At 71.1% G+C, this 26,961-nt stretch carries 23 protein-coding genes and 1 pseudogene; 13 read left to right on the top strand and 11 right to left on the bottom strand.

Translation table 11 applies throughout. From position 1 onward, the window contains the following. Window positions 1-297: 297 nt before the first annotated feature. Window positions 298-1,182, bottom strand: coding sequence for an alpha/beta hydrolase (locus tag AB0G10_RS36795; protein WP_360932763.1), 885 nt, complete (start codon window positions 1,180-1,182; stop codon window positions 298-300). A gap of 95 nt (window positions 1,183-1,277) precedes the next feature. Between AB0G10_RS36795 and AB0G10_RS36790 the strand changes: the two genes are divergently transcribed. Genes AB0G10_RS36790 through AB0G10_RS36780 form a run of 3 tightly spaced genes read left to right on the top strand, consistent with a single transcriptional unit; the run spans window position 1,278 to window position 6,421 of the window. Next, window positions 1,278-2,342 (top strand): LacI family DNA-binding transcriptional regulator, encoded by a 1,065-nt coding sequence (locus tag AB0G10_RS36790; protein WP_360932759.1) that lies wholly within the window; start codon window positions 1,278-1,280, stop codon window positions 2,340-2,342. Between the two features lie 60 nt (window positions 2,343-2,402). Next, a complete protein-coding gene (locus AB0G10_RS36785) occupies window positions 2,403-4,262 on the top strand; it encodes a ricin-type beta-trefoil lectin domain protein (protein ID WP_360932756.1) in 1,860 nt (619 codons plus the stop codon). Continuing rightward, window positions 4,259-6,421 carry a carbohydrate-binding protein gene (locus tag AB0G10_RS36780; RefSeq protein ID WP_360932753.1) on the top strand — a complete coding sequence of 721 codons (2,163 nt, stop codon included), beginning with the start codon at window positions 4,259-4,261 and terminating at the stop codon, window positions 6,419-6,421. The genes AB0G10_RS36785 and AB0G10_RS36780 overlap by 4 nt, the downstream gene beginning before the upstream one ends. Here the strand turns inward: AB0G10_RS36780 and AB0G10_RS36775 are convergent. After that, window positions 6,390-7,514 carry an Lrp/AsnC family transcriptional regulator gene (locus AB0G10_RS36775; protein ID WP_360932750.1) on the bottom strand — a complete coding sequence of 375 codons (1,125 nt, stop codon included), beginning with the start codon at window positions 7,512-7,514 and terminating at the stop codon, window positions 6,390-6,392. The two genes, AB0G10_RS36780 and AB0G10_RS36775, sit on opposite strands and share 32 nt — an antisense overlap. Window positions 7,515-7,572: 58 nt before the next feature. Here AB0G10_RS36775 and AB0G10_RS36770 point away from each other — a divergent pair, with 58 nt between their 5' ends. Together AB0G10_RS36770 and AB0G10_RS36765 are read left to right on the top strand one after the other, a co-directional pair. Further along, window positions 7,573-8,763: a M20 family metallopeptidase gene (locus AB0G10_RS36770; RefSeq protein ID WP_360932743.1), complete on the top strand. Its 1,191-nt coding sequence runs from the start codon at window positions 7,573-7,575 to the stop codon at window positions 8,761-8,763. After that, complete coding sequence (locus AB0G10_RS36765; RefSeq protein ID WP_360932740.1) at window positions 8,760-10,148, top strand: MFS transporter; 1,389 nt, start codon at window positions 8,760-8,762, stop codon at window positions 10,146-10,148. Before AB0G10_RS36770 ends, AB0G10_RS36765 begins: the two co-directional genes overlap by 4 nt. A gap of 23 nt (window positions 10,149-10,171) precedes the next feature. Here AB0G10_RS36765 and AB0G10_RS36760 read toward each other — a convergent pair whose 3' ends face one another. Further along, on the bottom strand, window positions 10,172-11,323 hold the full coding sequence (locus AB0G10_RS36760; protein WP_360932737.1) for a hypothetical protein: 1,152 nt from the start codon (window positions 11,321-11,323) through the stop codon (window positions 10,172-10,174). A gap of 59 nt (window positions 11,324-11,382) precedes the next feature. Between AB0G10_RS36760 and AB0G10_RS36755 the strand changes: the two genes are divergently transcribed. Together AB0G10_RS36755 and AB0G10_RS36750 are read left to right on the top strand one after the other, a co-directional pair. Continuing rightward, window positions 11,383-11,898, top strand: a complete 516-nt coding sequence (locus tag AB0G10_RS36755) for an acyl-CoA thioesterase (protein ID WP_360932734.1) — start codon at window positions 11,383-11,385, stop codon at window positions 11,896-11,898. 164 nt (window positions 11,899-12,062) lie between these two features. Further along, complete coding sequence (locus tag AB0G10_RS36750; RefSeq protein ID WP_360932731.1) at window positions 12,063-14,006, top strand: acetoacetate--CoA ligase; 1,944 nt, start codon at window positions 12,063-12,065, stop codon at window positions 14,004-14,006. Here the strand turns inward: AB0G10_RS36750 and AB0G10_RS36745 are convergent. Continuing rightward, the gene (locus AB0G10_RS36745) at window positions 13,984-14,712 is read right to left on the bottom strand and encodes a TIGR03089 family protein (protein ID WP_360932728.1); all 729 of its coding nucleotides are present in this window, start codon (window positions 14,710-14,712) and stop codon (window positions 13,984-13,986) included. The genes AB0G10_RS36750 and AB0G10_RS36745 overlap by 23 nt on opposite strands. A gap of 118 nt (window positions 14,713-14,830) precedes the next feature. On the opposite strand from AB0G10_RS36745, the gene AB0G10_RS36740 reads away from it, so the two are divergent. Next, window positions 14,831-15,976 (top strand): glycosyltransferase family 1 protein, encoded by a 1,146-nt coding sequence (locus AB0G10_RS36740; protein ID WP_360932725.1) that lies wholly within the window; start codon window positions 14,831-14,833, stop codon window positions 15,974-15,976. Between the two features lie 40 nt (window positions 15,977-16,016). Continuing rightward, window positions 16,017-17,117, top strand: coding sequence for a sugar phosphate nucleotidyltransferase (locus AB0G10_RS36735; protein WP_360932809.1), 1,101 nt, complete (start codon window positions 16,017-16,019; stop codon window positions 17,115-17,117). On the opposite strand, the gene AB0G10_RS36730 is transcribed toward AB0G10_RS36735, so the two are convergent. The 3 genes from AB0G10_RS36730 to cofD are packed head-to-tail and all read right to left on the bottom strand — an operon-like array spanning window position 17,114 to window position 19,547. After that, entirely contained in the window at window positions 17,114-17,668 is a 555-nt protein-coding gene (locus AB0G10_RS36730; RefSeq protein ID WP_360932722.1) for an NUDIX hydrolase, read from the bottom strand. The genes AB0G10_RS36735 and AB0G10_RS36730 overlap by 4 nt on opposite strands. Then, window positions 17,665-18,600, bottom strand: a complete 936-nt coding sequence (locus AB0G10_RS36725) for a coenzyme F420-0:L-glutamate ligase (RefSeq protein ID WP_360932719.1) — start codon at window positions 18,598-18,600, stop codon at window positions 17,665-17,667. The genes AB0G10_RS36730 and AB0G10_RS36725 overlap by 4 nt, the downstream gene beginning before the upstream one ends. Beyond that, window positions 18,597-19,547, bottom strand: coding sequence for a 2-phospho-L-lactate transferase (gene cofD, locus AB0G10_RS36720; RefSeq protein WP_360932716.1), 951 nt, complete (start codon window positions 19,545-19,547; stop codon window positions 18,597-18,599). The genes AB0G10_RS36725 and cofD overlap by 4 nt, the downstream gene beginning before the upstream one ends. Before the next feature lie 72 nt (window positions 19,548-19,619). Between cofD and AB0G10_RS36715 the strand changes: the two genes are divergently transcribed. The 3 genes and pseudogenes from AB0G10_RS36715 to AB0G10_RS36705 all read left to right on the top strand — a co-directional run bounded on the left by AB0G10_RS36715 (window position 19,620) and on the right by AB0G10_RS36705 (window position 22,512). After that, entirely contained in the window at window positions 19,620-20,585 is a 966-nt protein-coding gene (locus AB0G10_RS36715; protein WP_360932713.1) for a hypothetical protein, read from the top strand. Between the two features lie 100 nt (window positions 20,586-20,685). Beyond that, window positions 20,686-21,873, top strand: a pseudogene (cofG, locus tag AB0G10_RS36710) (7,8-didemethyl-8-hydroxy-5-deazariboflavin synthase CofG); the annotation flags it as partial. Window positions 21,874-22,254: 381 nt separating this feature from the next. Then, window positions 22,255-22,512, top strand: a complete 258-nt coding sequence (locus AB0G10_RS36705; RefSeq protein ID WP_014440974.1) for a WhiB family transcriptional regulator — start codon at window positions 22,255-22,257, stop codon at window positions 22,510-22,512. A 6-nt stretch (window positions 22,513-22,518) separates the two neighbouring features. Here the strand turns inward: AB0G10_RS36705 and AB0G10_RS36700 are convergent, their stop codons facing one another. Beyond that, window positions 22,519-22,884, bottom strand: a complete 366-nt coding sequence (locus AB0G10_RS36700; RefSeq protein WP_183223054.1) for a metallopeptidase family protein — start codon at window positions 22,882-22,884, stop codon at window positions 22,519-22,521. Window positions 22,885-23,181: 297 nt separating this feature from the next. Here AB0G10_RS36700 and AB0G10_RS36695 point away from each other — a divergent pair, with 297 nt between their 5' ends. Then, on the top strand, window positions 23,182-23,544 hold the full coding sequence (locus tag AB0G10_RS36695) for a DUF3499 domain-containing protein (RefSeq protein ID WP_360932710.1): 363 nt from the start codon (window positions 23,182-23,184) through the stop codon (window positions 23,542-23,544). Between the two features lie 368 nt (window positions 23,545-23,912). Here AB0G10_RS36695 and AB0G10_RS36690 read toward each other — a convergent pair whose 3' ends face one another. The 3 genes from AB0G10_RS36690 to AB0G10_RS36680 form a co-directional block, all read right to left on the bottom strand. Next, window positions 23,913-24,812 (bottom strand): polysaccharide deacetylase family protein, encoded by a 900-nt coding sequence (locus tag AB0G10_RS36690; protein WP_360932707.1) that lies wholly within the window; start codon window positions 24,810-24,812, stop codon window positions 23,913-23,915. Window positions 24,813-25,036: 224 nt separating this feature from the next. Beyond that, window positions 25,037-25,411 carry a DUF779 domain-containing protein gene (locus tag AB0G10_RS36685; protein ID WP_360932704.1) on the bottom strand — a complete coding sequence of 125 codons (375 nt, stop codon included), beginning with the start codon at window positions 25,409-25,411 and terminating at the stop codon, window positions 25,037-25,039. Window positions 25,412-25,413: 2 nt separating this feature from the next. Beyond that, the gene (locus AB0G10_RS36680; protein ID WP_360932701.1) at window positions 25,414-26,937 is read right to left on the bottom strand and encodes an aldehyde dehydrogenase family protein; all 1,524 of its coding nucleotides are present in this window, start codon (window positions 26,935-26,937) and stop codon (window positions 25,414-25,416) included. Between the last annotated feature and the right edge of the window lie 24 nt (window positions 26,938-26,961).

Genomic DNA, 26,961 nt, shown 5'->3' with positions numbered 1-26,961 from the left:
CCACCAACCCACCAAGGACTACATCGCCCGCCGCACCGCCGAAGGCCGCACCCCACGCGAGGTCACCCGCAGTCTCAAACGCTACATAACCCGCCGAATCTGGCGCATCCTCGAAGCCACCGCTTGACACCAAACCTCACAGATCTTGTGGAGTTGCGCAGGGCCGTTGCTGCGGGCTTTCACAAGATCGAGAGCTGGCAGGGACGCGGAGGGCTGGCGGGGACGGCGGGGGCTGGCAGGGACGGCGGAGGGCTGGCAGGGACGGCGGGGGCCAGCGGGGACGGTGGCGGCGGGTGGTTAGTGGGACGGCTTGGTGCTTTGGGCTTCGGCATCCGTGGGAGTGAGGGCTCCGAATCGGGTTATGGCGGCCATGGCGGCGAGCGACGACGTTCCGGGTACGAAGTAGCCGTCGTGTCCTTGCACGTCGGCGCAGGGGAGTGGGGTCGCGCCGAAGTCCGGGTCGGCCGGGAGGCGGCCGTGACCGACGCCGAGGATGCGGACTCCGGGGATGCGGCGGGTCCAGTCGTCGGGGGCGCTTCCGGCCCAGATCCGGGCGGGTGTGCGCAGCGCGGAACGGTCCGGGACGCCCATGCCGGGGCTGCCGATCGCGACGATGTCGGTGACCTGGGCGGGGAGGTCGTGGGCGGCGCGGGCGGCCACGATCGAGCCGTAGCTGTGGCCGATCAGCGTGATCTCCCGGTCCGGCCGGTCGCGGACCAGGCCCTCGACGAACCGTTCGAGGGCGATCGCTCCCGCGGCGGCACGGTCCTCGCGCAGGGCTTCCCGTCGTACGCCCTCGGGGGTGTCGTAGCCCAGCCACGCGATCACCGCGACCGGCGCGCCCGGATCTCCCGCGATGATCTCGTCGTGCAGGCGGCGCGCCTGCCAGGCGGGTGCGCGACGGACGACGCCGCCGAGGCCGGTGTCGAAGTTGGAACGGGTGGTGGCGACGCCGGGGATCAGGATCGCGATGCGGCGGGCGGCGCCGAGGTCACCGATGACCTCGACGATCCGGCCGTCGCCGTCCGGTTCGTCGGCGAGGATCTGCCGGCCGGGATATCGGGGGTCGTAGTCCGCCCGATAGCCGAGGTCGGGCAGCGCCGGGGTGGCCACCGCCGGGGCGAAGAGCCAGAGCGCCGGGGCGGCCAGCAGCAGCATCGGGACGATCCACAGTCGATTCATGACCGGCAAGGTAGGAACGCGATGAGGAGCCGCACGTCCGTCCGCGGAGCCAGATGCCCCCTAGTACCGAGGTATCAGCGTCTATCATCCGAGCGATGAAACAGGGGGATGAAACACCGCCGCGACGCGTCACCGTCCGGGACGTGGCCGCGCAGACCGGCCTGTCGATCGCGACGGTCTCCCGGGTGCTGAACGGCCGGGCGAACGTGGCGCCGCACACCCGCGACAAGGTGCTCAGCGCCATGGGCGGTCTCGGCCGGCAGGCGCCTCGCCGGCGCGGCGACCGGGCCACCGGGATCTTCGTGCGCTGCCCGTACGTGCTGACCGACTACTTCGGACTGATCGTGTCGGCGCTGACCGAGGCGCTCGAGCCGCACGGCCTCCAGGTGATCCTCAACGCCGGGGTGTCGGCGCAGCGCGACCGGGTGCTCGGCGAGCTCACCGGCCGCCGCGACGTGGCCGGCGCGATCCTCATCCTGCCGCCGGAGCCCGGCGCCGAGCTGGTCCGGCTCCGGGACCGGGGTTTCCCGTTCGTGGTGGTCGACCCGCGTACGCCGCCGCCGCGCAACATCGCCGCGGTCTCCGCCGCGCACTTCGCGGGCGCCCGGATGCTCACCACCCACCTGATCGAGCTCGGTCACCGCCGGATCGGCATCATCGGCGGGCCGCGGGAGTGGCTGGCCGGTGAGAACCGGTTCGCCGGCTACCTGTCGCCGCTCGCCGACGCGGGGGTGCTGCAGGCGCCCGAGCTGACCCGGTTCGTGGCCGAGCCGACCACCGAGCTGGGCCACCGGGCCGCCGCCGAGCTGCTGGACCTGCCGGACCGGCCGTCGGCGCTGGTGGCGTTCAACGACAAGATGGCGGTCGGCGCGCTGCGGGCGGCCGCCGAGCGGGGGCTGCGGGTGCCCGAGGACCTGTCGGTGGCCGGCTTCGACGACAGCGAGCTGGCCGAGGCGTGCCGGCCGATGCTGACCACGGTCCGGCAGCCGCTCGGGGAGATGGGCCGGATGGCTGTCAACCTGCTGCTGCGGATGCTCGGCGGACACCGGCTCGAGGCGCTGCACGTGGAGCTCGCCACCCAGCTCGTGATCCGCGGCTCGACTGACGTGTTTCACGGTTCCGGAACCGGAACACCGCAATCGCGGACCCGAACTCATTGACCCGGCTGGATTGACGAAGGTTTCCTTCCTGTTACATGTCGAAGTAGCAGGGAGTCCCCCATGAGGTCGTTCCTCGCAGCGACGGCCGGCGGCCTGCTGGCCGTCACCGCCTTCCTCGCGTCCCCCGCATCCCCCGCGCTCGCCGCCGGCGAGACCGTCGACGTCTACCTCACCACCACCTCGGACAGCGGCGGCCGGACCGTCACGCGCGGCCTCCAGCAGCAGGCCCCGATCGCGTTCGGGCCGGCCGGCGGCACCGCGAACCAGACGATCAACGTGAACGAGGGCGTCACCTACCAGACCTTCGAGGGCGGTGGCGCGTCGATCACCGACACCACCGCCCATCTGCTGCGCGGTGGCCCGATCAGCGCGGCCACCCGCGACGCCGTGATGACGAAGCTGTTCAGCCCGTCCGCCGGGATCGGGCTGTCGTTCGTCCGCAACCCGATCGGCGCCTCCGACCTGTCCCGGCCCGGCAACGTCTCGCTCGACGACACCTGCTGCGACCTGAACGACTTCGGCGGCAACGGGTACGACACGAACGTCCGCCTGCTCACCCAGCAGGCCCGGCAGCTCAACCCGGCGCTGCGCGTGAAGGGCGTCCCGTGGAGCGCGCCCGGCTGGATGAAGGACAACGGCCGGATGGACCAGATGGGCTGGCTCAAGTGGGAGCACTACCCCACGTACGCCCAGTACCTGGTCAAGTACATCCAGAGCTACCAGGCCGCGGGCGTGCCGGTGAACTACATCTCGGTGCAGAACGAGCCGAACTGCTGCCAGGCCGCCAACCCGACGGCGATGGACTACCCGGGTATGAGCTGGAACCCGTCCGGCCTGGTGGAGTTCACGAAGAACCACGTCTACCCGGCGTTCCGGGCGGCCGGGATCACCACGAAGGTGCTGGTCCACGACTGGAACTACGGCGACTACGCGAACTTCGGGGCGGCCATCCTCGGCGACGCCGGCGTCCGCAACGACCCGCTCTTCGGCGGCATCGCGTGGCACGGGTACTTCGGTGACCCGGTGGTCGGGTCGCAGGTGCACGACGCGTACCCGTCGGTGAGGCAGTTCAGCACCGAGCACTCCGGCGGCACCTGGATCACCAACCAGCACAACGAGGACCTCGCCGACATCGTCAACTACGCCCGGAACTGGAGCAGCAGCCTGGTGAAGTGGAGCCTCGCGCTGAACCAGAACATGGGACCGCACAACGGCGGCTGCGGCACCTGCACCGGGCTGATCACCGTGCAGGAGGGCGGCAGCCGGGCCGGGCAGGTCGACTACACCGTCGAGTACTACACGACCGGGCACCTCACCAAGTTCGTGAAGCCGGGCGCGGTCCGGATCGACTCGAACAACACGGCCGTGCAGAACGTGGCCTGGCGCAACCCGGACGGCTCGAAGGCGCTGATCGCGCACAACGGCGGCACGTCGGCGCAGTCGGTGCGGGTCAACTGGGCCGGGCAGTCCTTCGTCTACACGCTGCCGGCGCGCACGACGGCGACGTTCACCTGGTCCGGGACGGCCGCGCCGCAGCCGTCCGGGACGATCACCGGCCTGGCCGGGAAGTGCGCCGACGTGGCGGGCGCGTCGAGCGCCAACGGGACCGCGATCCAGCTCTACACCTGTAACGGGACGACCGCGCAGCAGTGGACCCGGGCGTCCGACGGCACCCTGCGGTCGCTCGGCAAGTGCCTCGACATCAGCGGTCCGAGCACTGCCGACGGGACCGTGGCGCATCTCTGGGACTGTCATGCCGGCAGCTCGCAGAAGTGGACCTACGACAGCGCGGCGCAGCGGCTGGTCAACGGCTACTCCGGCAAATGCCTGGATGTGACCGGCAACAGCGCGGCCGACGGGACCCGCCTGCAGATCTGGACGTGCACGACGGGCGCCAACCAGAAGTGGGTGCTCAATTGATCAAGTTGTTGCTGGCCGGCGCGGTCGTGGCCGCCTCGCTGGGCGGGATCCCCGCATCCGCGGCGACCACGGTGACCGGGACGTTCTCGGGTGGTGGGGCGCAGTGGCAGACCCTTCGTACGACAAAAATGGATAAATCTGAAAAAGCGGCTGAGGCGACCGTCGTGATCGACCCGAGCCGGACCCGCCAGAACTACACCGGCATCGGATTCTCGATCGACGAGACGAGCGTCTCCAACCTGTGGAAGCTCACCCCGGCCGAGCGGGAACGCGCGATCCGCCTGCTGGTCGATCCGCGCACCGGGGCCGGCCTCGACCGCTTCCGGCTCACCATCGGCAGCCCCGACCTGATCGAGCACCTGCCGTTCTGGTCCTACTCGGAGGGCGCCGAGGAGGACTGGGACCTGAAACGGTTCTCCATCCAGCGCGACATCGACCTGCACATCGTCGACACGATCAAGCTGATCCAGAAGTACAACCCGCGGGCGACGTTCCTGGCGTCGGCGTGGAGCGCGCCGGCCTGGATGAAGACGAACCGGAGGTTCACCGGCGAGGTGGCGCTCAAGCCGGGCAGCACCACCGAGTTCTACCAGGTCGGGAAGCTGCGGGACGACTGCGTCGACGTCTTCGCCCGGTACTACGTCAAGTACGTCCAGGCGTACCGGCGGCTCGGCATCGACGTGGACGCGCTGACGCTGCTGAACGAGCCGGGCATGGACGTCGTGTATCCCGCGATGGACATCAGCGTGGACCAGCAGATCAGGTTGTCCGCGGCGATCAAGCGCGAGCTGCGCCGGGCGGGCCTCCGCACCGATCTCTACGTGCACGACTTCAACTTCTGGGACTGGCGCGACCCGAACAGCACGGCCACCAAGAACTACCACCGGATCTTCGACGACCCGGCGGCGCGGCGTGCGGCCGACGGGATCGCGTTCCACCCGTACTGGGGTGATCCGGCGGTGATGCGGGACGCCTACGAGGAGTTCGGCAAGCCGGTGCACCTCACCGAGACCAGCGATCTGTCGCCGGCGACGGTGCTCGGTGACCTCCGGCTCGACGCGAGCTCGTACATCCTCTGGGCGCAGACGACCGACCAGGACGGCGGCACGCTGCACTGGACCGACAGACGGGACAACGATGTCGACTGGGAGGAGGTCGGCCGCACCACGAAGTGGCCGGACCGCCTCGTCGAGGTCGACACCACGGCGAAGACCTTCACCGTGCGCGACGAGCTCTACCAGCTCGGCCAGTTCGCGCGATACCTCGGCCCGGATCACGTGCGCGTCCAGTCGAGCGCCTCCGCCGGCGGGGTCGGCAACGTCGTCTTCCGGGACGGCGACGGCTATGTGGCGATCATCGGCAATTCCAATTCGAGGACCACATCGGTACGGGTGAAGCTCGGTCCCCGGTCGTTCGTCGCCACGGTGCCGGCTTCCTCGTACGCCACCTATCGATGGACCGACGATCAGCGTCCCTCGCGGCACAACCGCGCGCCGCACCTGGCCGCGGTCCCCGGCGTCGTCGCCGACCAGTACTCGACGGTGCGCATCCCGCTGCGTGCGACCGACAGTGATCGCGACGCGCTCTCGTTCTACGCCACCGATCTGCCGGCCGGCGTCCTGCTGGACGCCGACACCGGCCTGATCACGATGACCCCGGCGGCGGTGGGCGAGGTCCGTTTCCGGGTCGCGGTCACCGACGGCCATCGGTACGACGAGACGACCGTGGCGGTGACCGTCCGGCCGCACGGGGCCCCACCCGGCGCGACGGTGGAGGCCGAGGCCTACGTGGCGCAGCACGGCTGGACCGAGGGCGGCGCGAACTTCGTCGAGAGCAACCCGTCGGCGAGCGGCGGCCGCAACGTCGGATGGACCGCGGCCGGCAACTGGCTGGCCTACGACTTCGACCCGGCGGCCGGTGGCTCCTACGCGCTGGAGCTCGGGGTGGCGACCGGTCTCGGCGCCGCGGTGCCGGACGCGATCACGGTCCGGGACGCGGCCGGGACGGTCCTGGCCACGGTCACCGTCCCGGACTCCGGGGGGTGGGGAACCTTCGTTCCGGTGTCCGTTCCGGTCCGTTTAACGGCTGGCGCACAGCGTCTGACGGTTTACTGTGAGACCGGTGGGTTCAATCTGGACTACCTGCGACTGACTGTGTAGGGGCGGTCAGTCGTCCCGCCTGCCGGAGGCGAGCCAAAAGTTCGCCTTCGGCAGCGTCGGATTCAGGATCATTCCAGAACCCCAGGGGTACGGTCCTCAGATTGCGCCCGAGCGGGTCGAGCAGATGGCCGCCCAGCTTCAGCACCCAGAGGGCCACCGCCCGGTCGGTGATCGTCAACTCCGGGACCTGGACGCTGAGCCGCGCCTCGAACGCCGCCACCTCCTGCACCGACCGGAGCCAGACCACCAGGATCAGGTTCGCCGAGCCGGACAGGGTCGCGCAGAACCGGGTCTCCCGCATCCCGCTCAGCCTGCTCACCACCCGGCCGGTGTCGCCCGGCGGCAGCGTGCACCAGAGCGACACCGAGATCGGGTACCCGGACACGTACCGGGCCACCTCGCACCGGTAGGCGATCGACCGTTCCGCGTCGAGCCGGTCGAGCCGCCGCCGGACCGTCGTCGGGCTCAGGCCGGTCCGCTCGGCGATCCGTACGGCCGGCTGCCGGGGGTCCTCGCTGAGCACCTGGATGAGCCGGACGTCCTCGTCGCTGAATATGTGGCTGGACGTGGGCTTTTCAGGGCGATTCCGGGTGAGTGACCGCCGGGCCTGCTCGCTGAGCCGGTCGAGCCGCCACCGGCTGCCCTCGATGTGCACGGTCACCGCGATCTGGGTGCGGGACGCGGCCACCCCGGGCAGCGTGCCGAGCCGCAGGCTCAGATAGCGGCCGAGCTGCACGTGGTCGGCGAACGCGGCCTGGATCAGCAGGTCCCGGGCGCCGGTCACATGCTCCAGGGTGACGATGTTGACGTCGTCGGCGAGGCCGGCCGCCACCTCGGGCAGGCGCCCTGCCACGCAGTCGACCTCGATGACGGCGAGCACCACCGAGGGGAGCGCGAGCTGGGCCGGCAGGCAGCTGATCCACGCGTGCCCGGTCTGGAAGAGCCGGTTCCACCGCCGGGCCGCGGTCGACCCGTCCACCCCGAGCGCCGCGCCGATCCGCTGCCAGTCGGCGCGGGGCGCGAGTTGCAGGGCGGTCAGGAGTTGATAGTCCAGGTCGTCGAGCGTGAGCGTTTCCGGCGTCTCAGCGGGCATGACCGGCGGATCTCTGCAATTCCTCCGCCACGGCGTTCATTCTGGTGACCATACCGCCATGTTCACCTCCTCCCACGCCGTTCCCTACGCCGAGCGTCTGATCGCGCTGCGCCGGGCGCTGCACCGCGAACCCGAACTCGGCCTCGACCTCCCGCTGACCCAGGCGAAGGTCCTCGCAGCGCTGGACGGCCTGCCCCTGGAGATCACCACGGGCAAGTCGCTGACCTCGGTCACGGCCGTGCTGCGCGGCGGCCGGCCCGGTCCGGCGGTGCTGCTGCGGGGCGACATGGACGCGCTCCCGGTCCAGGAGGAGAGCGGGGTCGGGTACGCCTCGGAGATCGCCGGCGTGATGCACGCGTGCGGGCACGACATCCACACGGCCGGCCTGGTCGGCGCGGCCCACCTGCTCGCGTCCCGGCGCGAGGAGCTCGGCGGCGACGTGGTCTTCATGTTCCAGCCCGGCGAGGAGGGGCAGCGCGGCGCCAAAATCATGATCGAGGAGGGGGTGCTCGACGCGGCCGGCTCGCGGGTCGTCGCCGCGTACGCCCTGCACGTGGCCGCCACGGCGCTGCCGCTCGGCCTGATCGCGACCCGGCCCGGCACGGTCCTGGCCGCCTCCGACTCGGTCACCGTGACCGTCACCGGCCGGGGTGGCCACGGGTCGTCGCCGCACCTCGCCGTCGACCCGGTACCGGCGCTCTGCGAGATGGTCACGGCCCTGCAGACGATGGTGACCCGGACGGCCGACGCATGGGACCCGGCCGTGCTGACCGTCGGCTCGATCCACGCCGGCTCGGCGTCCAACGTGATCCCGGAGAGCGGCACGTTCCAGGCGACCGTGCGGACCTTCTCGGCCGCCACCCACCAGGTCATCCGGGCCGGGGTCGAGCGGGTGGTGAAGGGGATCGCCGAAGCCCACGGCGTACAGGTGGATCTCGATTATGAGGAGAACTATCCGGTGACCGTGAACGACGCGGCCGAGTCGGACTTCGCCTACCGGACCATGCAGCAGGTCTTCGGCGAGCAGCGGGCACTTCTGGCGCCGCGGCCGCTCGCCGGGTCGGAGGACTTCTCCTTCGTGCTGGACGAGGTGCCCGGCGCGTACCTGATGCTCGGCGCCGTGCCACCCGGCACCGACCCCGCCACCGCGCCGATGAACCACGCGCCGCAGGCCGTGTTCGACGACCGCGCCGTCCCGGAGGCCGCCGTGGCGCTCGCCTCCCTGGCCCTCGCCCGGCTCACCCGATGACCGCCGCCGTCCTCGACAAGCAGAAGGTCTCCGCCGTCGTCGGGCTGCTGGTCCTCTTCGAGATCACCAGCGGATTCATTCAGGGCGGCGTCGCGCCGCTGCTGCCCGACCTCGGCGCCGAGATGAACATCTCCGACGCGAACCTGAACTGGGTCATCTCGGTGCAGCTGCTCACCGCGGCCGTCTCGGTCCCCGCGTTCGGCCGGCTCGGCGACCTGTACGGCCACCGCCGCATGCTGCGCATCGCCCTCGCCTGCGTGGCCGCCGGCAGCGTCCTCGTCGTGATCGCCCCCAACCTGCCGGTCCTGCTGGCCGGCCGGGCCCTGCTGGGCCCGCTCGCCGCGCTGCTGCCCCTCGAGATCGCGCTGGTCCGCGACCGCCTGCCGGTCGAACTGGCCCGGCGCGCCATCGCCCGGCTCGTCGGCGCGCTCACCCTGGGCGGCCTGCTCGGCGGCGTCATCACGGCCGGCCTGCACCAGGTCATCGGCGACGCCCGGCTCACCCTGCTGATCCCGGCGGTCCTCGCGGTGATCTGCGTGCCGGTGTCGTTCCTCGCGGTGCCGGAGACCGCCCGGCTCGCCACCGGACGGCTCGACCTGCCCGGCGTCGCGCTGCTCAGCGTCTCGATGGTGGCGCTGCTCGGCGGCATCTCGCTGCTCAGCTCCGCCGCCGGCCTCGGCGCCGCGCTCGTGCTGGCCGGCCTGCTCGGATTCGCCGGCTGGATCCTCCTCGAACTGCGCACCGCCGAACCCCTGGTCGACCTGCGGGCCCTGGCCGGCCGGCACGTCGCGCCGTTCTTCCTCTGCTCGTTCGTCTTCGGCATCGTCTACTTCGGCAGTCAGGCCCCGGACTCGACGTTCCTGGCCGCCGACCGGGCCTCGGCCGGATACGGTTTCGGCTTCACCGCCCTGCAGATCTCCCTGGTCGCCTTGCCGGCCGCGGTCATGGCGGTGGTCGGCTCGACGCTCACCGCGGTGATCGCCGGGCGCTTCGGCTACCGCCCCACCCTGATCGCGGCGTTCCTGGTGATCGCGGCGACCTTCCTCGGGCAGGCGCTCTTCCACGACGCGGTGTGGCAACTGCTGCTCTTCAAGCTCCCGGTCGGACTGGCCGCCGGGGTGGCGCTCGGAGCCATGCCCACGGTGATCGCGGAGACGGCCGACCCGTCCCGTACCGGCATCACGACGGCGCTCTACAACAACGTGAAGACGCTCGGCGGGGCGGTGGCCGGGGCCGTCGTCGCCGCGATCCTGGCCGCCGTGGTGCGGGGGAGCGGGACCACGCCCGCGGAGAGCGCCTACGTCGTGGTGTGGCTGCTCTGCTCGGTGCTGTGCGTGGGCGCCGCGGCGGCGGCCGTCTTCGCCCGCCGGGTCGAGTCCGTCTGATCCCTTGCCGGCCGCGGCCGGTCTCAGGACTCCGCGGCGGGGGCGGAACGCTGGGCCGGGATCAGGGCGGTCGGTGCTTCGGCGGTCTTCGCCGGGGTCACCTCGGTACGGGAGAGACGGTGGGTCTCCTCGTCGTCGGCGGGTTTGCCCTGGGACGGCTTGGTGCTGGAGTCGGGCTGCGCGGCTTGTTCCGGCTTTGCGGGCTGCGCTTGCTCCGGCTCGGCCGCAGCCTGTTGCTGTGCCGGCTCGGCTGCAGTCTGTTGCTGTGCCGGCTCGGCCGCGGGCTGCTCGGGCTTCGGCGCGGGTTCGGTGTCGCCGGTCGCGGCCGGGAAGAGCATCGTGGTGTCCTCGCGCGGGGCGGACACCGACGGCTTGGGGGCGGCGGGACCGGTCGAACCGCTGATCGCGACCGTTGCGTCGTTCGTGGGGACGGCCACGGTTCGGTCGTTCGTGGGGACGGCCACCGTCTGGTCGTTCGTCGGGACGGCCACGGTTCGGTCGTTGGTCGGGAAGGTCACGGTCCGGTCGTTGGTCGGGAACGACACGGTGCGATCGCCGCCCGGGACGGCCACGGTGCGGTCGGCGCCGGGTGTGGTCGCCGGGCGGTCCGGGGTGGTGATGGCGATCGTGTGGTCCTCGCCGGCGGGGGCCGGGGTGCCGATCGGGCGGCCCGGGCGGATGACCGTGGTTTCGGCGATCGACAGCGGGGCCGCTCCGGCCACCGTGGCCTTGCCGCGGAAACGACCGATCTCGCCGATGATCGGGAGGACCGGGGGCTCGTAGCGGGCCCAGCGGCGGGCGCTCAACGCCGTACCGATGAGCGGAATCGCCAAAAGGGCAGCCAGACCATATCCGGGACGGCTCAGGTCGAAGCCGTCCTTGGAGATCTCCGGGGCCCAGAGCCCGGCGTACGCCTCAGGTGAAGTCCACGCCCAGATGGTGACGCCGAGGAAGGCCACGCCCGCGAGAACGGGACCGGCGGGAGAGACCGGCGCGAACGTGAGGATGGCGTACAGAATCCCGGAGAAGACGAGAAGCAGAAGACCTGCGATCGACTCCTCGGCGAAGAACTCGCGGCCGCGACTGGTCAGGTCGTGGGTGAAACCGACGGCGGCCAGGATCCAGATGGACGGGGCCAGCACGAGTGCATAGAGAATCGACCTGAGGTGACGCATGATCCGGCACGCTACCCCGGCGTGGCAAGCGGTCGCGAATGCCGTCGTAACGTACGGATATGGAACAAGGACGCCCCACGGCGCGCTCACGGGTGACGCTCAGCCGGATCATGAGTGCGGTCGACGTCAACCTGTACGGCACGGTGCACGGCGGAGTGCTGATGAAGTTCGTCGACGACGTGGCCGGCGCCAGCGCGGCCCGGCACAGCGGAGGCACCGCCGTCACCGCCGCGATCGACGAGATCGTCTTCCTGGAGCCGGTGCGGGTCGGTGACCTGGTGCATGCGTACGCGCAGGTCAACTGGGCGGGCTCGACGTCGATGGAGGTCGGGGTACGGGTCACCGCCGAACGCTGGGACACCGCCGACGCCGAGCCGATCCCGGTGGCGACCGCGTACCTCGTGTTCGTCGGCATCGATGTGGCCGGACGTCCGCGGCGGGTGCCGCCGGTGATCCCCGGGGACGGTGAGGATCGGCGCCGGTTCCAGGAGGCGATGATCCGGCGTGATCACCGTCTCGCCCGGCGGACGGCGATCCAGAAGGCGCGGGCGGAGCACGAGGGCGGCGACGAGTAGGGGTTGTCCACAGCGGGAGGCCGTCCACAGGGGCCGGCCTGAAGATCGCCGTTTCGGGCCACACTGTCCAGCGGGGGATCCCCCTGGGAGGGCGGGCTCTGTGTGTGAGGGCTCTGTGTGTCGGGGGCGACCTCCACCAACCCCCGGAGCGTTAATGTGTGCCGATGACGGTGACGACGGACACAGTGTTGTGGGAGCCGCCGGCCGGCATCCGGGAGACGTCCCGGATCGGCCGCTACATGAGCTGGCTGGAGCGCGAGCACGGGCTCGTCTTCGCCGACTATGCGGCCCTCTGGGACTGGTCGGTCACCGACCTGGCCGGGTTCTGGCAGTCGATCTGGGACTACTTCGACGTGGTGGCGCACGATCCGCCGACGGCGACGCTGGCGGAGGCCGTCATGCCGGGGGCGAAGTGGTTTCCGGGGGCGACGCTCAACTACGCGGAGAACGTGCTGCGGATTCCCGGCCGGGACGACGACGCCACGGTGCTCCACGCGTACTCGCAGAGCCGTGACCCGGTGCGAATGACCGCCCGGCAGCTGCGCGATGAGGTCTCCCGCGTCCGTGCCGGGCTGAAGGCCCGGGGTGTGGGCAGGGGCGATCGGGTGGCCGCCTATGCGCCGAACATCCCGGAGACCTATGTGCTGATGCTGGCGACGGCGAGTCTCGGCGCGATCTTCTCGTCGTGTGCGCCCGAGTTCGGCGCCCGCAGCGTCATCGACCGGTGGAGCCAGATCGAGCCGAAGGTCCTGGTCGCGACGGACGGCTACCGCTACGGCGACAAGCCCGTCAGCAGAAAAGACGAAATATCGGATATTTCGCGAAGCATTCCCTCCATCCAGCACGTGATCACCATCGGCTATCTCGATCCCACCGCGGGCGATTGGGACCGACTGACCGGCGACGAACCCCTGAGCTTCGAACCGGTCCCTTTCGACCACCCGCTCTACGTCCTCTACAGCTCGGGCACGACCGGCCTGCCGAAACCCATCGTCCACGGCCACGGCGGCATCCTGCTCGAACACCTGAAGACGCTGGCGCTGCACCACGACCTCGGCCCGGAGGACCGCTTCTTCTGGTTCACCACGACCGGCTGGATGATGTGGAACTTCCTGGTCAGCGGCCCGGCGGTGGGCTCGAGCATCGTGCTGTTCGACGGCAATCCCGGCTGGCCCGGCCTGAACGCGCTGTGGGATCTGGTGGACACCGCCGGGATCACGTACCTCGGCACGTCGGCGCCGTTCCTGATGGCCTGCCGCAAGGCCGGGCTCACCCCGCGCAAGCGGCTCAAGGGGATCGGCTCGACCGGCGCGCCGCTGCCGCCGGAGGGGTTCGCCTGGGTCTACGAGGCGGTCGGGACGGAGCTTCAGCTGCTCTCGCTCTCCGGCGGCACCGACGTGTGCACCGGATTCGTGGGTGGCGCGCCGCTGCTGCCGGTCCGCGCCGGGGTGATCTCCGGGCGGATGCTCGGGGCGAGGGTGGAGGCGTTCGACCCGGCCGGGAAGCCGGTCGTCGGTGAGCTGGGCGAACTCGTGATCACCGCGCCGATGCCGAGCATGCCGGTCGGGTTCTGGGGTGACGCCGACGGTTCGCGCTACCGGGAGGCCTACTTCGACGTGTTCCCGGGCGTCTGGCGGCACGGCGACTGGATCACCATCGCGGCGGACGGCAGCTGCGTGATCACCGGCCGGTCGGACGCCACGCTGAACCGGGGCGGGGTGCGGCTGGGCACCGCCGAGTTCTACTCGGTGGTGGAGAGCCTGCCCGAGGTCGTCGACTCGCTGGTCGTGCATCTGGACCGGGCCGGCGATCCGAACGGCGAGCTGCTGCTCTTCGTCGTTCTCACCGAGGGGACCGAACTGGACGACGACCTCCGCGGCCGGATCGCGCGAGAGCTGCGTGCCGCGCTTTCACCGCGGCACATTCCCGATGCCACTTATCGGGTACGGGCTTTGCCCCGCACCCTGTCCGGCAAGAAGCTGGAGGTGCCGGTGAAGAGGATCCTCACCGGCACTCCCGTGGATGCGGCGGCGGCCAAGGGCGCTCTCGCCAACCCGGAGTCCCTGACCGCGTTCGCGGAGCTGGCTAGCGGGCGAGCGAGACGCTGACCTTCTCGGCGTCGATCCGGGACTCCACCTTGGTGGCGTCGAGGTTGGCGCAGAGCACCACCGACGCGCCCGCCACCAGCGGCGCGAGCAGCCAGTCGGCCGGGTCCGGGTGCAGCGCCGTGTCGATCAGCACCCGGTCGCCGGCGGCGATGCCGAGCTCGGCCGCGCGCAGGCCGGCCGCCTCGATCACGTCGGCGTGGCTCGACTCGTACGGGCCGGCGAGCGCCAGGTCGGCGGCGTCGACCGGCGCGCCGCGGTAGAAGTCGCCGAAGTTGCGGACCTCGGTGACGTAGTCGGCGTAGCCGTCGGGCAGGGTGCGCAGCGGCATGGCGAACGGCAGCAGGCCGGTGGCGTACCGGTCCAGGCCGGACCAGGCGGCGGCCCGTTCGACCAGGTCCGGAGTGGTGAAGACCGCCTCGACGGGCTGCGGTTCCTCGCCCAGGTCGGCGGCGAGGCCGGCCGCCGAGACGCCGAGCAGCAGGGCCGCGGTCTGCCAGTGCGGCGGGAGGACCAGAGCGACCGTGTCGCCGTGGCCCAGGCCGACGCCGTCCACCAGCAGATTCGCGGTCTTCGAGACCCAGTTGTCCAGGGTCGCCCCGGAGAGCTCGGTGCGGTCTCCGGTGGCGTCGTCGTACCAGGTCAGCAGGGGAGCGGCCGGGTCACGCCGGACGGCGGCCGCGAACGCCTGCGGGATCGTGTTCGTCACCGCCCACACGATAGAGCCCCGAATAACCCTCAGTGTCGCGGACACTTTCCCGAAGCCTTCCGGGCGTACCCTCGACAGTGACGCCACCCGAACGTCAGAGACGCCAAGGAGATGCCTCGTGACCCCCGGTCGCCCCCCGCGAGTGCTGGTCGACGCCACTAGTGTCCCCGCCGACAGAGGCGGAGTCGGCAGATACGTCGACGGTCTGCTCGGAGCTCTCGGAGAGCTCGGCGAAGGTCGTGTGGACCTCGCCGTCGTTGCCCAGCGCTCGGATGCGGAGCGCTACCGCCGCATGCTCCCGGCCGCCGAGGTCATCCCGGCGCCGGCCGCGATCGTGCACCGCCCGGCCCGGCTCGCCTGGGAGCAGACCGGCCTGCCGCTGCTCGCCCAGCAGGTCGGCGCCGAGGTGCTGCACTCGCCGTTCTACACGTGCCCGCTGCGGGCCGGCTGCCCGGTCACGGTGACCGTGCACGACGCGACGTTCTTCACCGAGCCGGAGCACTACGACAACACGAAGCGGACCTTCTTCCGCAGCGCCATCAAGACCTCGCTGCGCCGGGCCGCCCGGGTGATCGTGCCGAGCAAGGCCACCCGGGACGAGCTGATCCGCCTCCTCGACGCCGACCCGACCCGGATCGACGTGGCCTACCACGGTGTCGACCAGCAGGCCTTCCACAAGCCGACCGAGGAGGAGAAGGCCCGCGTCCGGGCCCGCCTCGGCCTCGGCGACTCCGGCTACGTCGCGTTCCTCGGCGCGAAGGAGCCGCGGAAGAACGTGCCGAACCTGATCCGCGGCTGGGCCCGCGCGGTGGCCGACTGGCCGCACCCGCCGGCGCTGGTGATCGCGGGCGGCCAGGGCCACGACGACGACATCGACCGGGCGGTCGCCGAGGTGCCGCCGCACCTGCGCCTGCTGCGCCCCGGCTACCTGCGCTACGCCGACCTGCCGGGCTTCCTCGGTGGCTCGCTGGTGGCCTGCTACCCGTCGTTCGGTGAAGGTTTCGGGTTGCCGATCCTCGAGGCGATGGCCTGCGGCACCCCGGTGCTCACCACGCCGCGGCTCTCGCTGCCCGAGGTGGGTGGCGACGCGGTGGCCTACACGACCGAGGCGCCCGAGCGGATCGCCGAGGACCTGGCCGACCTCCTGCACGACGAGCAGCGCCGGCAGACCCTCGCGAAGGCCGGGTTCGACCGGGCCAAGGAGTTCACCTGGGCCTCGTCCGCGGAGGTACATGTGACAACGTGGACTCGGGTCGCGGCTTGATCGTCCACTAAACTCGGCGCACATGAACGACGAACAGGCTGTGCTCTACGGCGTGGTTCTGGCAGGGGGCACCGGAACCCGTCTCTGGCCACTGTCCCGCGCCGGTCATCCCAAGTTTCTGCACCCTCTGACCGGCACCTCCGCCTCTTTGCTGCAGGCCACGGTGGACCGGTTGGACACCCTTGCCTCCCCCGATCGGACGTTTGTGGTGACCGGCGTGGCGCACGCCGCGGCGGTCTCCCGGCAGCTCGCCTCGGTGCCGGAGGAGAACGTTCTGGTCGAGCCGTCGCCGCGTGACTCGTGCGCGGCGATCGCCCTGGCCGCCGCGGTCATCGCCCGCCGCGACCCGGAAGCGATCATGGGCTCGTTCGCGTCCGACCACCTGATCACCGACACCGGGGAGTTCGCCTCGGTGATCCGGAAGGCGATGGAGGGCGCGCGGCAGGGCCTGCTCATGACGCTCGGCATCACGCCGACCCGCCCGGAGACCGGCTACGGCTACCTCCAGTGCGGCGGCGAGGCGGGCGACGGCCCGGCGCTGCGCGTCGAGGAGTTCAAGGAGAAGCCGTCCTACGACGTGGCCGAGAGCTACGTGAAGTCCGGCAACTACCTGTGGAACGCCGGCATGTTCGTCTGGCGGGTCGACGTCTTCCTGGCCGAGTTGTCCCGGCAGCAGCCGCAGCTCGCCTCGGGCGTCAGCCGGATCGCCTCGGCCTGGGACACCCCGGCCCGTGAGGAGGTGCTCGGCGAGGTCTGGCCGACGCTGCCGCGGATCTCGGTGGACTACGCCGTCATGGAGGGCGCGGCCGCCGTCGGACGGGTCGGCACGGTCCCCGGCGACTTCGGCTGGAACGACGTCGGCGACTTCCACACACTCGGCGAGGTGCTGACCGCCGACCCGGCCGGCAACGTCGTGGTCGGCCAGGACGGCGTGGCCGAGCGGCCCACCGTGCTGCTGCGCGAGACCGAGAACCTCGTGGTGCTGCCGTCCTCGGGCCGGCTCGTGGCCGCCATGGGTGTCCGCGACCTGGTCATCGTGGACACCCCGGACGCGGTGCTGGTCTGCCCCCGCGAGCGGGCGCAGGAGGTCAAGCACCTGGTGGACGAGCTCAAGGAGCTGGGCCACCACGGCTACATCTAGAGGCGGTCCAGCGCCGGAGCGATCTGGCGCACCGTCCCGGACGCGAGCGGCGACGGCAGCGCATCCGGCGCGAACCAGGCCAGATCGGCCGATTCCTCGCTGATCTGCTCGGTCGCGCCGGCCGGGCTCCGCACCAGGAACCGCACGTCGAAGTGGACCGAGGGCTCGGCCGGCGCGCCGTCGGCGGCGCCGCACCGCACCTCGTGGACGTCGATGTCGATCGGCTCCGGGTCGATGACCAGCCCGGCGATGCCGGACTCCTCGGTGGCCTCGCGCAGCGCGGCGCCGGCGAGCGTGGTGTCGCCGGCCTCGCAGTGGCCGCCGAGCTGCATCCACATGCCGAGCCGGCCGTGCAGGCAGAGCAGCACCCGCCCGGCGTCGTCGACGACCAGGGCGCTGGCCGTGACGTGCCCGGCCCGGTGCGCCCGGGTCATCGCGTCCGGGCCGTCGGCGAGCAGGCCGAGGGTGCGTTTGCGGGCCAGTTCGCCGTCCTCCGAGGTGGCGACCCAGCCGGTGAGCACCCGGACGGTGTCCTCGTAGAGCTCGCTCATTCCGTCACCTCGATGGTCACCCCGTCGTCGTCGTAGGAAATGGTGCTGTTCCGGCCTTCGGCGGCGAGCATCACCCGTACCCGATGGGCTTCTTCACCCAAGCGCATGAGATCCGCCGGAGAGGGACCGGCGGGGGTGAGACGGATGACCCGGCTCTCCCCGATGCCGGGCGCGGTCCAGGAGTCGAGGTGGGCGGCGTCGCGCAGGCCCTGGGCGCGGGCCTCGGCAGTGCCCAGACTGAACATGTCGCTCTCGGTGTCCCGGACGAGTTCCCGGGCCCCCGCGCCGGCTCCGGACCAGGAATGACCCCGGACGACCGCGACCGGCACCTTGTCCGATTTGCCCTTGACCAGCTCGGCCGCCGCCGCCAACTCGTCGATCACGGCCATCTGGGTCAGGGTCAGCTCGTTGCCGTAGGGATCGAATTCGCCCCGATGATCACGCAGCGCCCCGATGCCCGCCGCGCCGAGCGCCACGTCGGTGAGTCCGTTGCGCCAGGCCCGGCCCATGGTGTCGGAGATGACGATCGCCACGTCGAGGCCGCGCTTGGCAAGGTCCTCGCGCAAGGCGCGGGCCGACGCGTCCGGATCGGCCGGCAGCAGCACCAGGTGGGTCTTGTCGACGTTCGAGGCGTCGATGCCGGCCGCCGCCATCACGAAGCCGTGGTGGGTCTGCACGATCGTGGTGGGGCCACGGCGGGCCACCACCCGGGCCGTCTCGCCGTCGAGCACCCGCTGCCGGGCCTCCTCGCGCTCCGGGCCGTCGGCCGGCACCTCGACGAGCCGTCCCTCGGCCTTCGACACGATCTTGCTGGTCACCACGAGGACGTCGCCGTCGGCGATCCAGGGCGCGGCCTTCGTGATCAGCTCGGCGAGGTCGTCGCCGGCCGTGACGTCGCCGATGCCGGTGACCGGGAGGATCTCCAGGCTCATCGGGCCAGCTCCAGCGCGTCGGCGACCATCCGCGCGGTGGCCTTCTCGTCGGTCATCCAGAGCGGCACGGCCCGGGTCCGCACGCCGGGCACCTGGGCGCCCTCGTCGGAGGTGTCCACGAGCCAGCCGTCGAGCAGGCCACCCTCGGCGCGCGGGCCGTACATCCGGCCGACGCCGGCGGCGCTCACCTCGACGCCGAGCGTGTCGAGGCATTTGTCCGCCATCCCGCGCACCGGCGAGCCACCGATGATCGGCGACACCCCGACGACCGGCGCCGGGCCGTTCGCCACGGCCTCTTTCAGGGCGGGTACGGCGAGAATCGGCGCGATGCTGACCACGGGGTTGCTCGGCGCGACGAGCACGACGTCGGCCTGCGCCAGCGCGTCCAGCACCCCGGCGCCCGGCTTGGCCGACTCGGCGCCCCGGAAGACGAAGTTGTGCGTCGGCAGGTCGCCGCGGTACCGCACCCACCACTCCTGGAAGTGGATGGCCTTCCGCTCGCCCTCGACCTCGGCCACCACGTGGGTCTCCAGCCGGTCGTCGGTGGCCGGCAGCATGGTGATGCCGGGCTGCCAGCGCTCGCAGAGGGCGGCCGTCACCGCGGAGAGCGGGTATCCGGCGTTCAGCATGGTCGTACGCACCAGGTGGGTGGCGGTGTCCTTGTCGCCGAGGCCGAACCAGGACGGCTCGACGCCGTACTTCGCCAGCTCCTCCTTGACGACCCAGGTCTCGCCCACCCGCCCCCAGCCACGCTCGGGGTCGGCCGCGCCGCCCAGCGTGTACATGACGCTGTCCAGATCGGGACAGATCTGAAGACCGTGCATGCGTACGTCGTCGCCGACGTTGACGACGGCGGTCACGTCAGCGCCGATGGAGCGGGCGTGCTCTCGCACGCCGAGGAGGAACCGGGCGCCGCCGATACCCCCGGTAAGGACCACGATCCGCATTACTACATCCTTGCGCACCCGCGTCACCGTTTAGGCTGGGCCTCCCCATGAGCGTTTTATCCGGGAGAGATCGTGACGACACCACCGCCGCCGAACCCGGCCGGCATCGGGCAATACCTGCGTCCGCTGCGTGACCTGGCCGCGTACGCGCTCGCCGGTGTCCCCGCCGTCCTGCTGATTACCTCGGTGCTGGACCTGTTCGGCGAGAACTTCCTGCACCGGACGCAGTTCAGCTTCGGCAGCTTCGTGAACCTCGCGACGATCTTCTTCCCGATCGCGGCCGTGGTGCTCTCGCTCGGGGTGAAGCCGGTCCACCCGCAGGCCCGGACGATCACGCTGGTCGCCCTGGTGGAATACGCGGTGGCCGCCTTCTTCGGGCTGGTCTTCGGCGTGTTCTTCGGGGTCAGCAACATCGCCGCGACCTCGCCCGGGTCGGCGCTGCTGGAGCTGCTGGCGCGGGTCGCCTGGCTCTCGCTGTTCGGCCTCGCGGCGTACGCGGTGTGGCAGATCTGGCGCGGCCTGTTCGCGGCGCCGAAGCCGCAGCCGGGCGTGTACGGGCAGCCGTTCGGGCAGTACCCGCCGTACGGCCCGCCGCAGGGACAGCAGCCCTGGCAGCAGGGTCCGCCGCCGGGATACCAGCCGCCGCCCCCGCCGGGATACCAGCCGCCCGGGTTCGGCCAGCAGCCGCCCGGTTTCGGCACGCCGCCGCCTGGTTTCGGCACGCCGCCGCCTTCTTGGAACCAGCCGCCGGTGCCGACCGCTCCGATCGGCACCCCGCCGCCCGGGACCGTCTACCCCGGTGGCCCGGTTCCGGGCGCTCCGGTCTCCGCCGCTCCCGCTTCCGCTGCTCCGGTCTCGGCCGCGCCTGCCTCTGCCGCGCCTGCCTCTGCCGCGCCTGCCTCTGCCGCGCCTGCCTCTGCCGCTCCGGCGCCCTCCGCCGAGCCGACCCAGGTCAACCCGGCGGTGGACGAGCGCCCCGGCGTGCCGTCCGACCGGCCCGGTTTCGGCCCGGCCGGCCAGGACCCGCCGCGCCAGTGACCGCCCGGCCCCGGGGTTCTCGAAACCTCGGGGCCATCGTGTTCCACGACACTGCGATGCGCGGTGACCACGGCGGCAGCGGGCGGGAAATCGGCCTAGGCTGCTCTGCGTGGTAGAGGTCAACGTTGCTTTGCGCCGCGCCGCCACCGGCGGGACGATCGGTCCGGACGATGCGGTCGCGCTGCTCGCGGCCACCGGCGACGAGTTCGAGGAGCTGCTCGCGATCGCGGGCGCCGTGCGCGACGCCGGACTCCGGGACGCGGGACGGCCGGGCGTCGTCACGTACTCCCGAAAGGTTTTCATCCCGCTCACCCGGCTCTGCCAGGACCGGTGCCACTACTGCACGTTCGCGACCGTGCCGCACCGGCTGCCCGCCGCGTACCTGGAGATGGACGAGGTCCTGGAGATCGCCCGGCAGGGTGCGGCCCAGGGCTGCAAGGAAGCGCTCTTCACGCTCGGCGACCGCCCCGAGGCGCGCTGGCCGGCCGCGCGCCGGTGGCTCGACGACCACGGGTACGCCTCGACCCTCGACTACGTGCGCGCCTGCGCCGCCGCGGTGCTCGCCGAGACCGGCCTGCTGCCGCACCTCAACCCCGGCGTGATGAGCCTGGCCGAGCTCGAGTTCCTCCGGCCGGTCGCGCCGAGCATGGGGATGATGCTGGAGACCACCGCGACGCGGCTCTGGTCGGAGAAGGGCGCCCCGCACTTCGGCTCGCCGGACAAGGAGCCGGCCGTCCGCCTCCGGGTGCTGGAGGACGCCGGCCGGGCCGCCGTCCCGTTCACCACCGGCATCCTCATCGGGATCGGGGAGAACGTCGAGGAGCGGGTCGACTCGCTCTTCGCGATGCGCCGGGTGGCCCGGGAGCACGGGCACATCCAGGAGATCATCATCCAGAACTTCCGGGCCAAGCCGGACACGGCGATGCGCGGCATGCCCGACGCCGAGCTGCGCGAGCTGGCCGCCACGGTGGCGGTGGCCCGGATCGTGATGGGCCCGCACGCCCGGATCCAGGCCCCGCCGAACCTGATCGACGACGAGTTCCCGCTGCTGCTGCGCGCCGGGATCGACGACTGGGGCGGCGTCTCGCCGCTGACGCCCGACCACGTGAACCCCGAGCGCCCGTGGCCGCAGATCGACATGCTGCGGGAGAAGTCGGCCGCCTCCGGGTTCGAGCTGCGCGAGCGGCTCACGATCTACCCGGAGTACGTCCTCCGGGCGGAGGAGGGCTGGCTCGACCCGGCTCTCACCGCCGCGGTCGGCGCGCTGTCCGGTCCGGACGGTCTGGCCCTCCACAAGAACCCCGAGCCCTTGGCGACTGTCCACTGACGCAGGTCGAAGGCGTGATCCATTCGGCGGACCCGCTCCGGGGGACCCCCTGCCACTTGATTACAAAACGGGTTAAATTGGACGTGAGGGCCCGCGCCCGCGTTACCTTCCGGTGGCTCCGGGAGATAGGGCTGGAACGGGACCATGAAGCGTCTGCGACGCGGGTAGTAAACGGGCCCATTTAGCAGGTTCGGCTTGACGACGCACGTCTTACACGCGTGTAATTTTGGTGGGGTTGTGGGGACGATGTGCACTTTTCACATCGAACCCGCAGAAACACGCCGCGTGCGTGGGGGGTCAGCGCTGGTTTCGCAGCCGGCGCGGGAAAATGGAGGCACGCCGATGGAAGCGCAGGTTGAAGGGTTCGACCTGCTCGGGGACGCCCCCGAGTGGCAGGAGCGGGCACTGTGTTCGCAGACCGACCCGGAAGCCTTCTTTCCGGAGAAGGGCGGCTCGACGCGCGAGGCCAAGCGCATCTGCGGTCGCTGTGACGTGAAGGCCGACTGTCTGGAGTACGCACTCGGCCACGACGAACGCTTCGGGATCTGGGGTGGACTGTCCGAACGTGAACGCCGGAAGTTGAAGCGGCGGGTGGCCTGAGCCCACTCAGGCCAGCTCGTCCGGGTCGACGCCGAGCAGGTTGGCAACCTGCTCGATGATCACATCGTGGACGAGGTCGGCGAGGTCCTCACGATCCATCGCCCGGAACTCCAGCGGGCGGCGGTACAGCACGATCCGCGGCGGCAGCTCATGCCGTCCCGGGCGGCCGGGCAGCAGCCGGGCCAGAGGCACCTCGCCGTCCTCGAGCACGTCCGAGTCGTAGACGTTGAGCTCCGGCGGCACGTCCTCGACCGCGAACTCGACGCCGGCCAGCTCCTTCGCATAGCGCCGCTCGAGGCTCTCGACGGTGTCCAGCACCAGGTCGTCGAAGATCTCGGCCTTCGTACGGGCGAGCGGCACGGTGGCCGGCACGAGCCGGCCGCGCAGTCCGCGGCCGTGCCGATCGCGCCGGGCGGGATGACCCGGGCCGGTGCTGCGCGTCGCCTTCGGATCCGTCCGGCGGCGTTCAGGGCTGGTGGTCACGCGGCCAGCGTATCCCCACCCGGGCGACATACGTGGTCAGGCCGTTCGCATCGTGTGTCCGAGCCGGTAATTCGCCCCAACGGGGCGGCGTGTCGGGCGGCCATGGCCGAATCGTGATGCATCGCGGGTCGGCGTGTCGCGAGGCAACGCTCCCCAGATCGGCCGGCGGGGCGATAACGTGCCGCCGTGAGGTCACCACGGCGCTGCTCCCGGAACGGCTGTCCCCGACAGGCGGTCGCCACCCTGACCTACGTCTACAGCGATTCCACCGCTGTCGTGGGCCCGCTCGCGGCGTTCGCCGAGCCTCACACGTACGACCTGTGCGAACCGCACGCCCGCAGCCTCACCGCCCCGCGAGGCTGGGAACTGGTCCGCCACGACGGCGACTTCGCGCCCCCACCCCCCACCACCGACGACCTCGTCGCCCTGGCCGACGCCGTCCGCGAAGCCGCCCGTCCCGCACCCCCGCGCCCGGACGAGGCCGACCACACCCCGGGCCACCAAACAGGCCGCCGAGGCCACCTGAGGGTCATTCCCCCCTCCCACTGACCCGCCCACGTCCTCGCGCTGGCCCCGCGCCCTCGCGCTGGCCCCGCGCCCCCTGCCCCGATCTTGTGAAGCTGTGCAGGCCCGCCGCTGCGGGATTCCACAAGATCGGGCACGCCGCTCGCCGCACGCCGCTCGCCCGCGTGCCCTCACCCTTGCCGCGATCTTGTGAAGCTGCGCAGGCCCGCCGCTGCGGGATTTCACAAGATCGGGCACGCCGCTTGCCGCTTGCCGCTTGCCCGCGTGCCCCTCGCCCTTGCCGCGATCTTGTGAGACTGCGCGGGGCCGTTACTGCGGGATTTCACAAGATCGCGGGGAAGGGGAACGGGCGGGGAGGTGTGGGGAAATGAGGGCGGGACGCCGGGGAAGGGTTAGAGGGCTATCAGCTTGTAGCGGTGGCGCAGCCAGGGCAGCAGCGTCTTGTAGGCGGCGATCGTGTCGGGCTGGGCGTAGTCGTGGGAGAGCACGACCGAGCCGGGCCGGGTGTGCTTCTGCACGATCTTGACGATCTTCTTGCGGTGGGCGCCGCTCGACTCGCCCTTCGGGTGATCCCAGTCGCGCGGGTCGACGTGCCAGTAGAGCGAGGCCATGCCGAGCTTCTTGGAGACCTTCACGAGGTTCGGCGTGAAGTTGCCGCCGGGGGCGCGCATGAGGCGGATCTTCGCGTCCGGCACGGCGGCGCGGATCGCCGCGTTGGTCCGCTCCAGGTCCGCCTTGATCTTCGCGGGGGGCTTCTTGCCGAGTTTCAGGTCGTGGTTCCAGGAGTGGTTGCAGAGCGTGTGACCCTGCTTCACGATCTCGCGGATCAGGTCGGGGTGCCTCTTCGCGTTCGTGCCGACCACGCAGAACGTCGCCTTGATGTTCTCCTTCGCCAGCATCTTGAGGAGCTGCGGCGTGTACGCCGGGTCGGGTCCGTCGTCGAAGGTGAGCGCCACCCCGGCGCTGCCGGTCGTGGTGATGCTGTGGGCCGGCCCGTTGGTGCGCTGCTTGTGGCCCTTGCCGGTGGACGCGCTCTCGGTGCGGTGGTTCGAAGAAGAAGCGGAAGCGGCGGGCTTCGAAGAGGACGCAGCGGCGGGCTGGGAGCCGGGAGCAGCGGGCTGGGAACCCGCAGAGGCAGGAGCGGAACCGGGAGCCGCGGGAGCCGGGGCCGCGGAGGACGGCGAAGCCGCGGGGAGGGCCGCCGCGGAGCCGGAGGGCGCCGGTGACGAGGTGGTCTGGGCCGCGGCGGCCTGTCCGAGAAGGCCCGTCATGATCAGCAGAACGCTGAGCATGAACACCTTTCTGGTGTGTGACAGCCGCATCGATTTTCCTCCCCAGGTGCGTCGGCGACTGACGACGATGCCTTGGATTTCGATGCGCCGCCAGCCGTCAAACGCGTTTTTCGTGCCAAATCGGGACCGCGTTCGGTCTTGTCGGCGTATCATTGCGCACCGCCGCAAGCAGGCACGCAACGGCCGGACGCGCCCATCGGCGGCCCGGCCGTGTGAAATGGCACTCATGCGGAGAGTTCGGCCAGCTCCTCCTCGGTGAGCAGGCGGGATCGGATCAGGAACCGGACGCCCTCGGGCGCCTCCAGCGAGAAGCCGGCGCCGCGTCCGGGGACCACGTCGACCGTGAGGTGCGTGTGCTTCCAGAGCTCGAACTGACTGGCCGACATCCAGAACGTGATCGGCTCCGGCACCCCCTCGATCGCCAGAGATTCGAGCAGCACGTCGGATCCGCCGGTGCGGAACTCGCCCTCCAGGTAGCACATCGGCGAGCTGCCGTCGCAGCAGCCGCCGGACTGGTGGAACATCAGCGGACCGTGCTGCTCCCGCAGCTGCCGCATGAGCGCGGCGGCCGCGGGAGTCACGTCAACCCGGGAGGCCATCTCTAGAAGAACCCGAGCGCCTTGGGCGAGTAGCTGACCAGGAGGTTCTTGGTCTGCTGGTAGTGGTCGAGCATCATCCGGTGGTTCTCCCGGCCGATGCCGGACTGCTTGTAGCCACCGAACGCGGCGTGTGCCGGGTAGAGGTGGTAGCAGTTCGTCCACACCCGGCCCGCCTTGATCGCCCGGCCGGCCCGGTACGCCTGGTTGCCGTCCCGCGTCCACACCCCGGCGCCGAGGCCGTACAGGGTGTCGTTGGCGATCTTGATGGCGTCGTCGAAGTCGGCGAACGGGGTGACCGAGACGACCGGCCCGAAGATCTCCTCCTGGAAGATCCGCATCCCGTTGCGGCCCTCGAAGATCGTCGGCTGGACGTAGTAGCCGCCGGCCAGGTCGCCGGGCATCTCGGCGCGGGCGCCGCCGACCAGGGCGCGGGCGCCCTCCTGCCGGCCGATGTCCAGGTACGAGAGGATCTTCTCGAGCTGGTCGTTGGAGGCCTGCGCGCCGACCTGGGTGTCGGTGTCGAGCGGGTTCCCTTGGCGAAGGTTCTCCACCCGCTTCACGCCGGCCGCGAGAAAGTCCGCGTAGTGGCTCTGCTGGATCAGCGCGCGGGACGGGCAGGTGCAGACCTCGCCCTGGTTGAGCGCGAACATCGCGAAGCCCTCGAGCGCCTTGTCGTAGAACTCGTCGTCGGCGCGGCTGACGTCGTCGAAGAAGATGTTCGGGCTCTTGCCGCCGAGCTCCAGGGTGACCGGGATGAGGTTCTCGGAGGCGTACTGCATGATCAGCCGGCCGGTCGTGGTCTCGCCGGTGAAGGCGACCTTGGCGACCCGGTTGGAGGAGGCGAGCGGCTTGCCGGCCTCGACGCCGAAGCCGTTCACGATGTTCACGACGCCGGCCGGGATCAGGTCGCCGATCAGCGAGAACAGGTAGTGGATCGAGGCGGGGGTCTGCTCGGCCGGCTTCAGCACGACGGCGTTGCCGGCGGCCAGGGCCGGCGCGAGCTTCCAGACCGCCATCAGGATCGGGAAGTTCCACGGGATGATCTGGGCGACCACGCCGAGCGGCTCGTGGAAGTGGTACGCCACGGTGTCCTCGTCGAGCTCGCCGGCGGTGCCCTCCTGGGCGCGGATCGCGCCGGCGAAGTACCGGAAGTGGTCGATCGCGAGCGGGATGTCGGCCGCCAGGGTCTCCCGGACCGCCTTGCCGTTCTCCCAGGCCTCGGCGACCGCGAGCTTCTCGAGGTTCTGCTCCATCCGGTCGGCGATCCGGTTGAGGACGTTCGCGCGCTCGGCCGGCGAGGTGCGGCCCCACGCGTCCGCGGCGCCGTGCGCGGCGTCGAGGGCGCGCTCGACGTCCTCGGCGGTGCCCCGGGCCACCTCGCAGAAGACCTGGCCGGTCACCGGGCTGGGGTTCTCGAAGTACTGACCCTTCGCGGGCGGGACGTACTCGCCGCCGATGTAGTGGTCGTAGCGGGACTGGTAGCTGACGATGGAGCCCTCGGTGCCGGGCGGGCTGTAAACGGTCATGTCTCGCCTCCCTCTCGAAGGCGG

This window comes from Actinoplanes sp. NPDC023714 (assembly GCF_040639855.1).
Taxonomy (GTDB): Bacteria; Actinomycetota; Actinomycetes; order Mycobacteriales; family Micromonosporaceae; genus Actinoplanes.
Note: the sequence above shows the minus strand (reverse complement) of the source record. Positions and strands in the feature narration are given on the sequence as shown.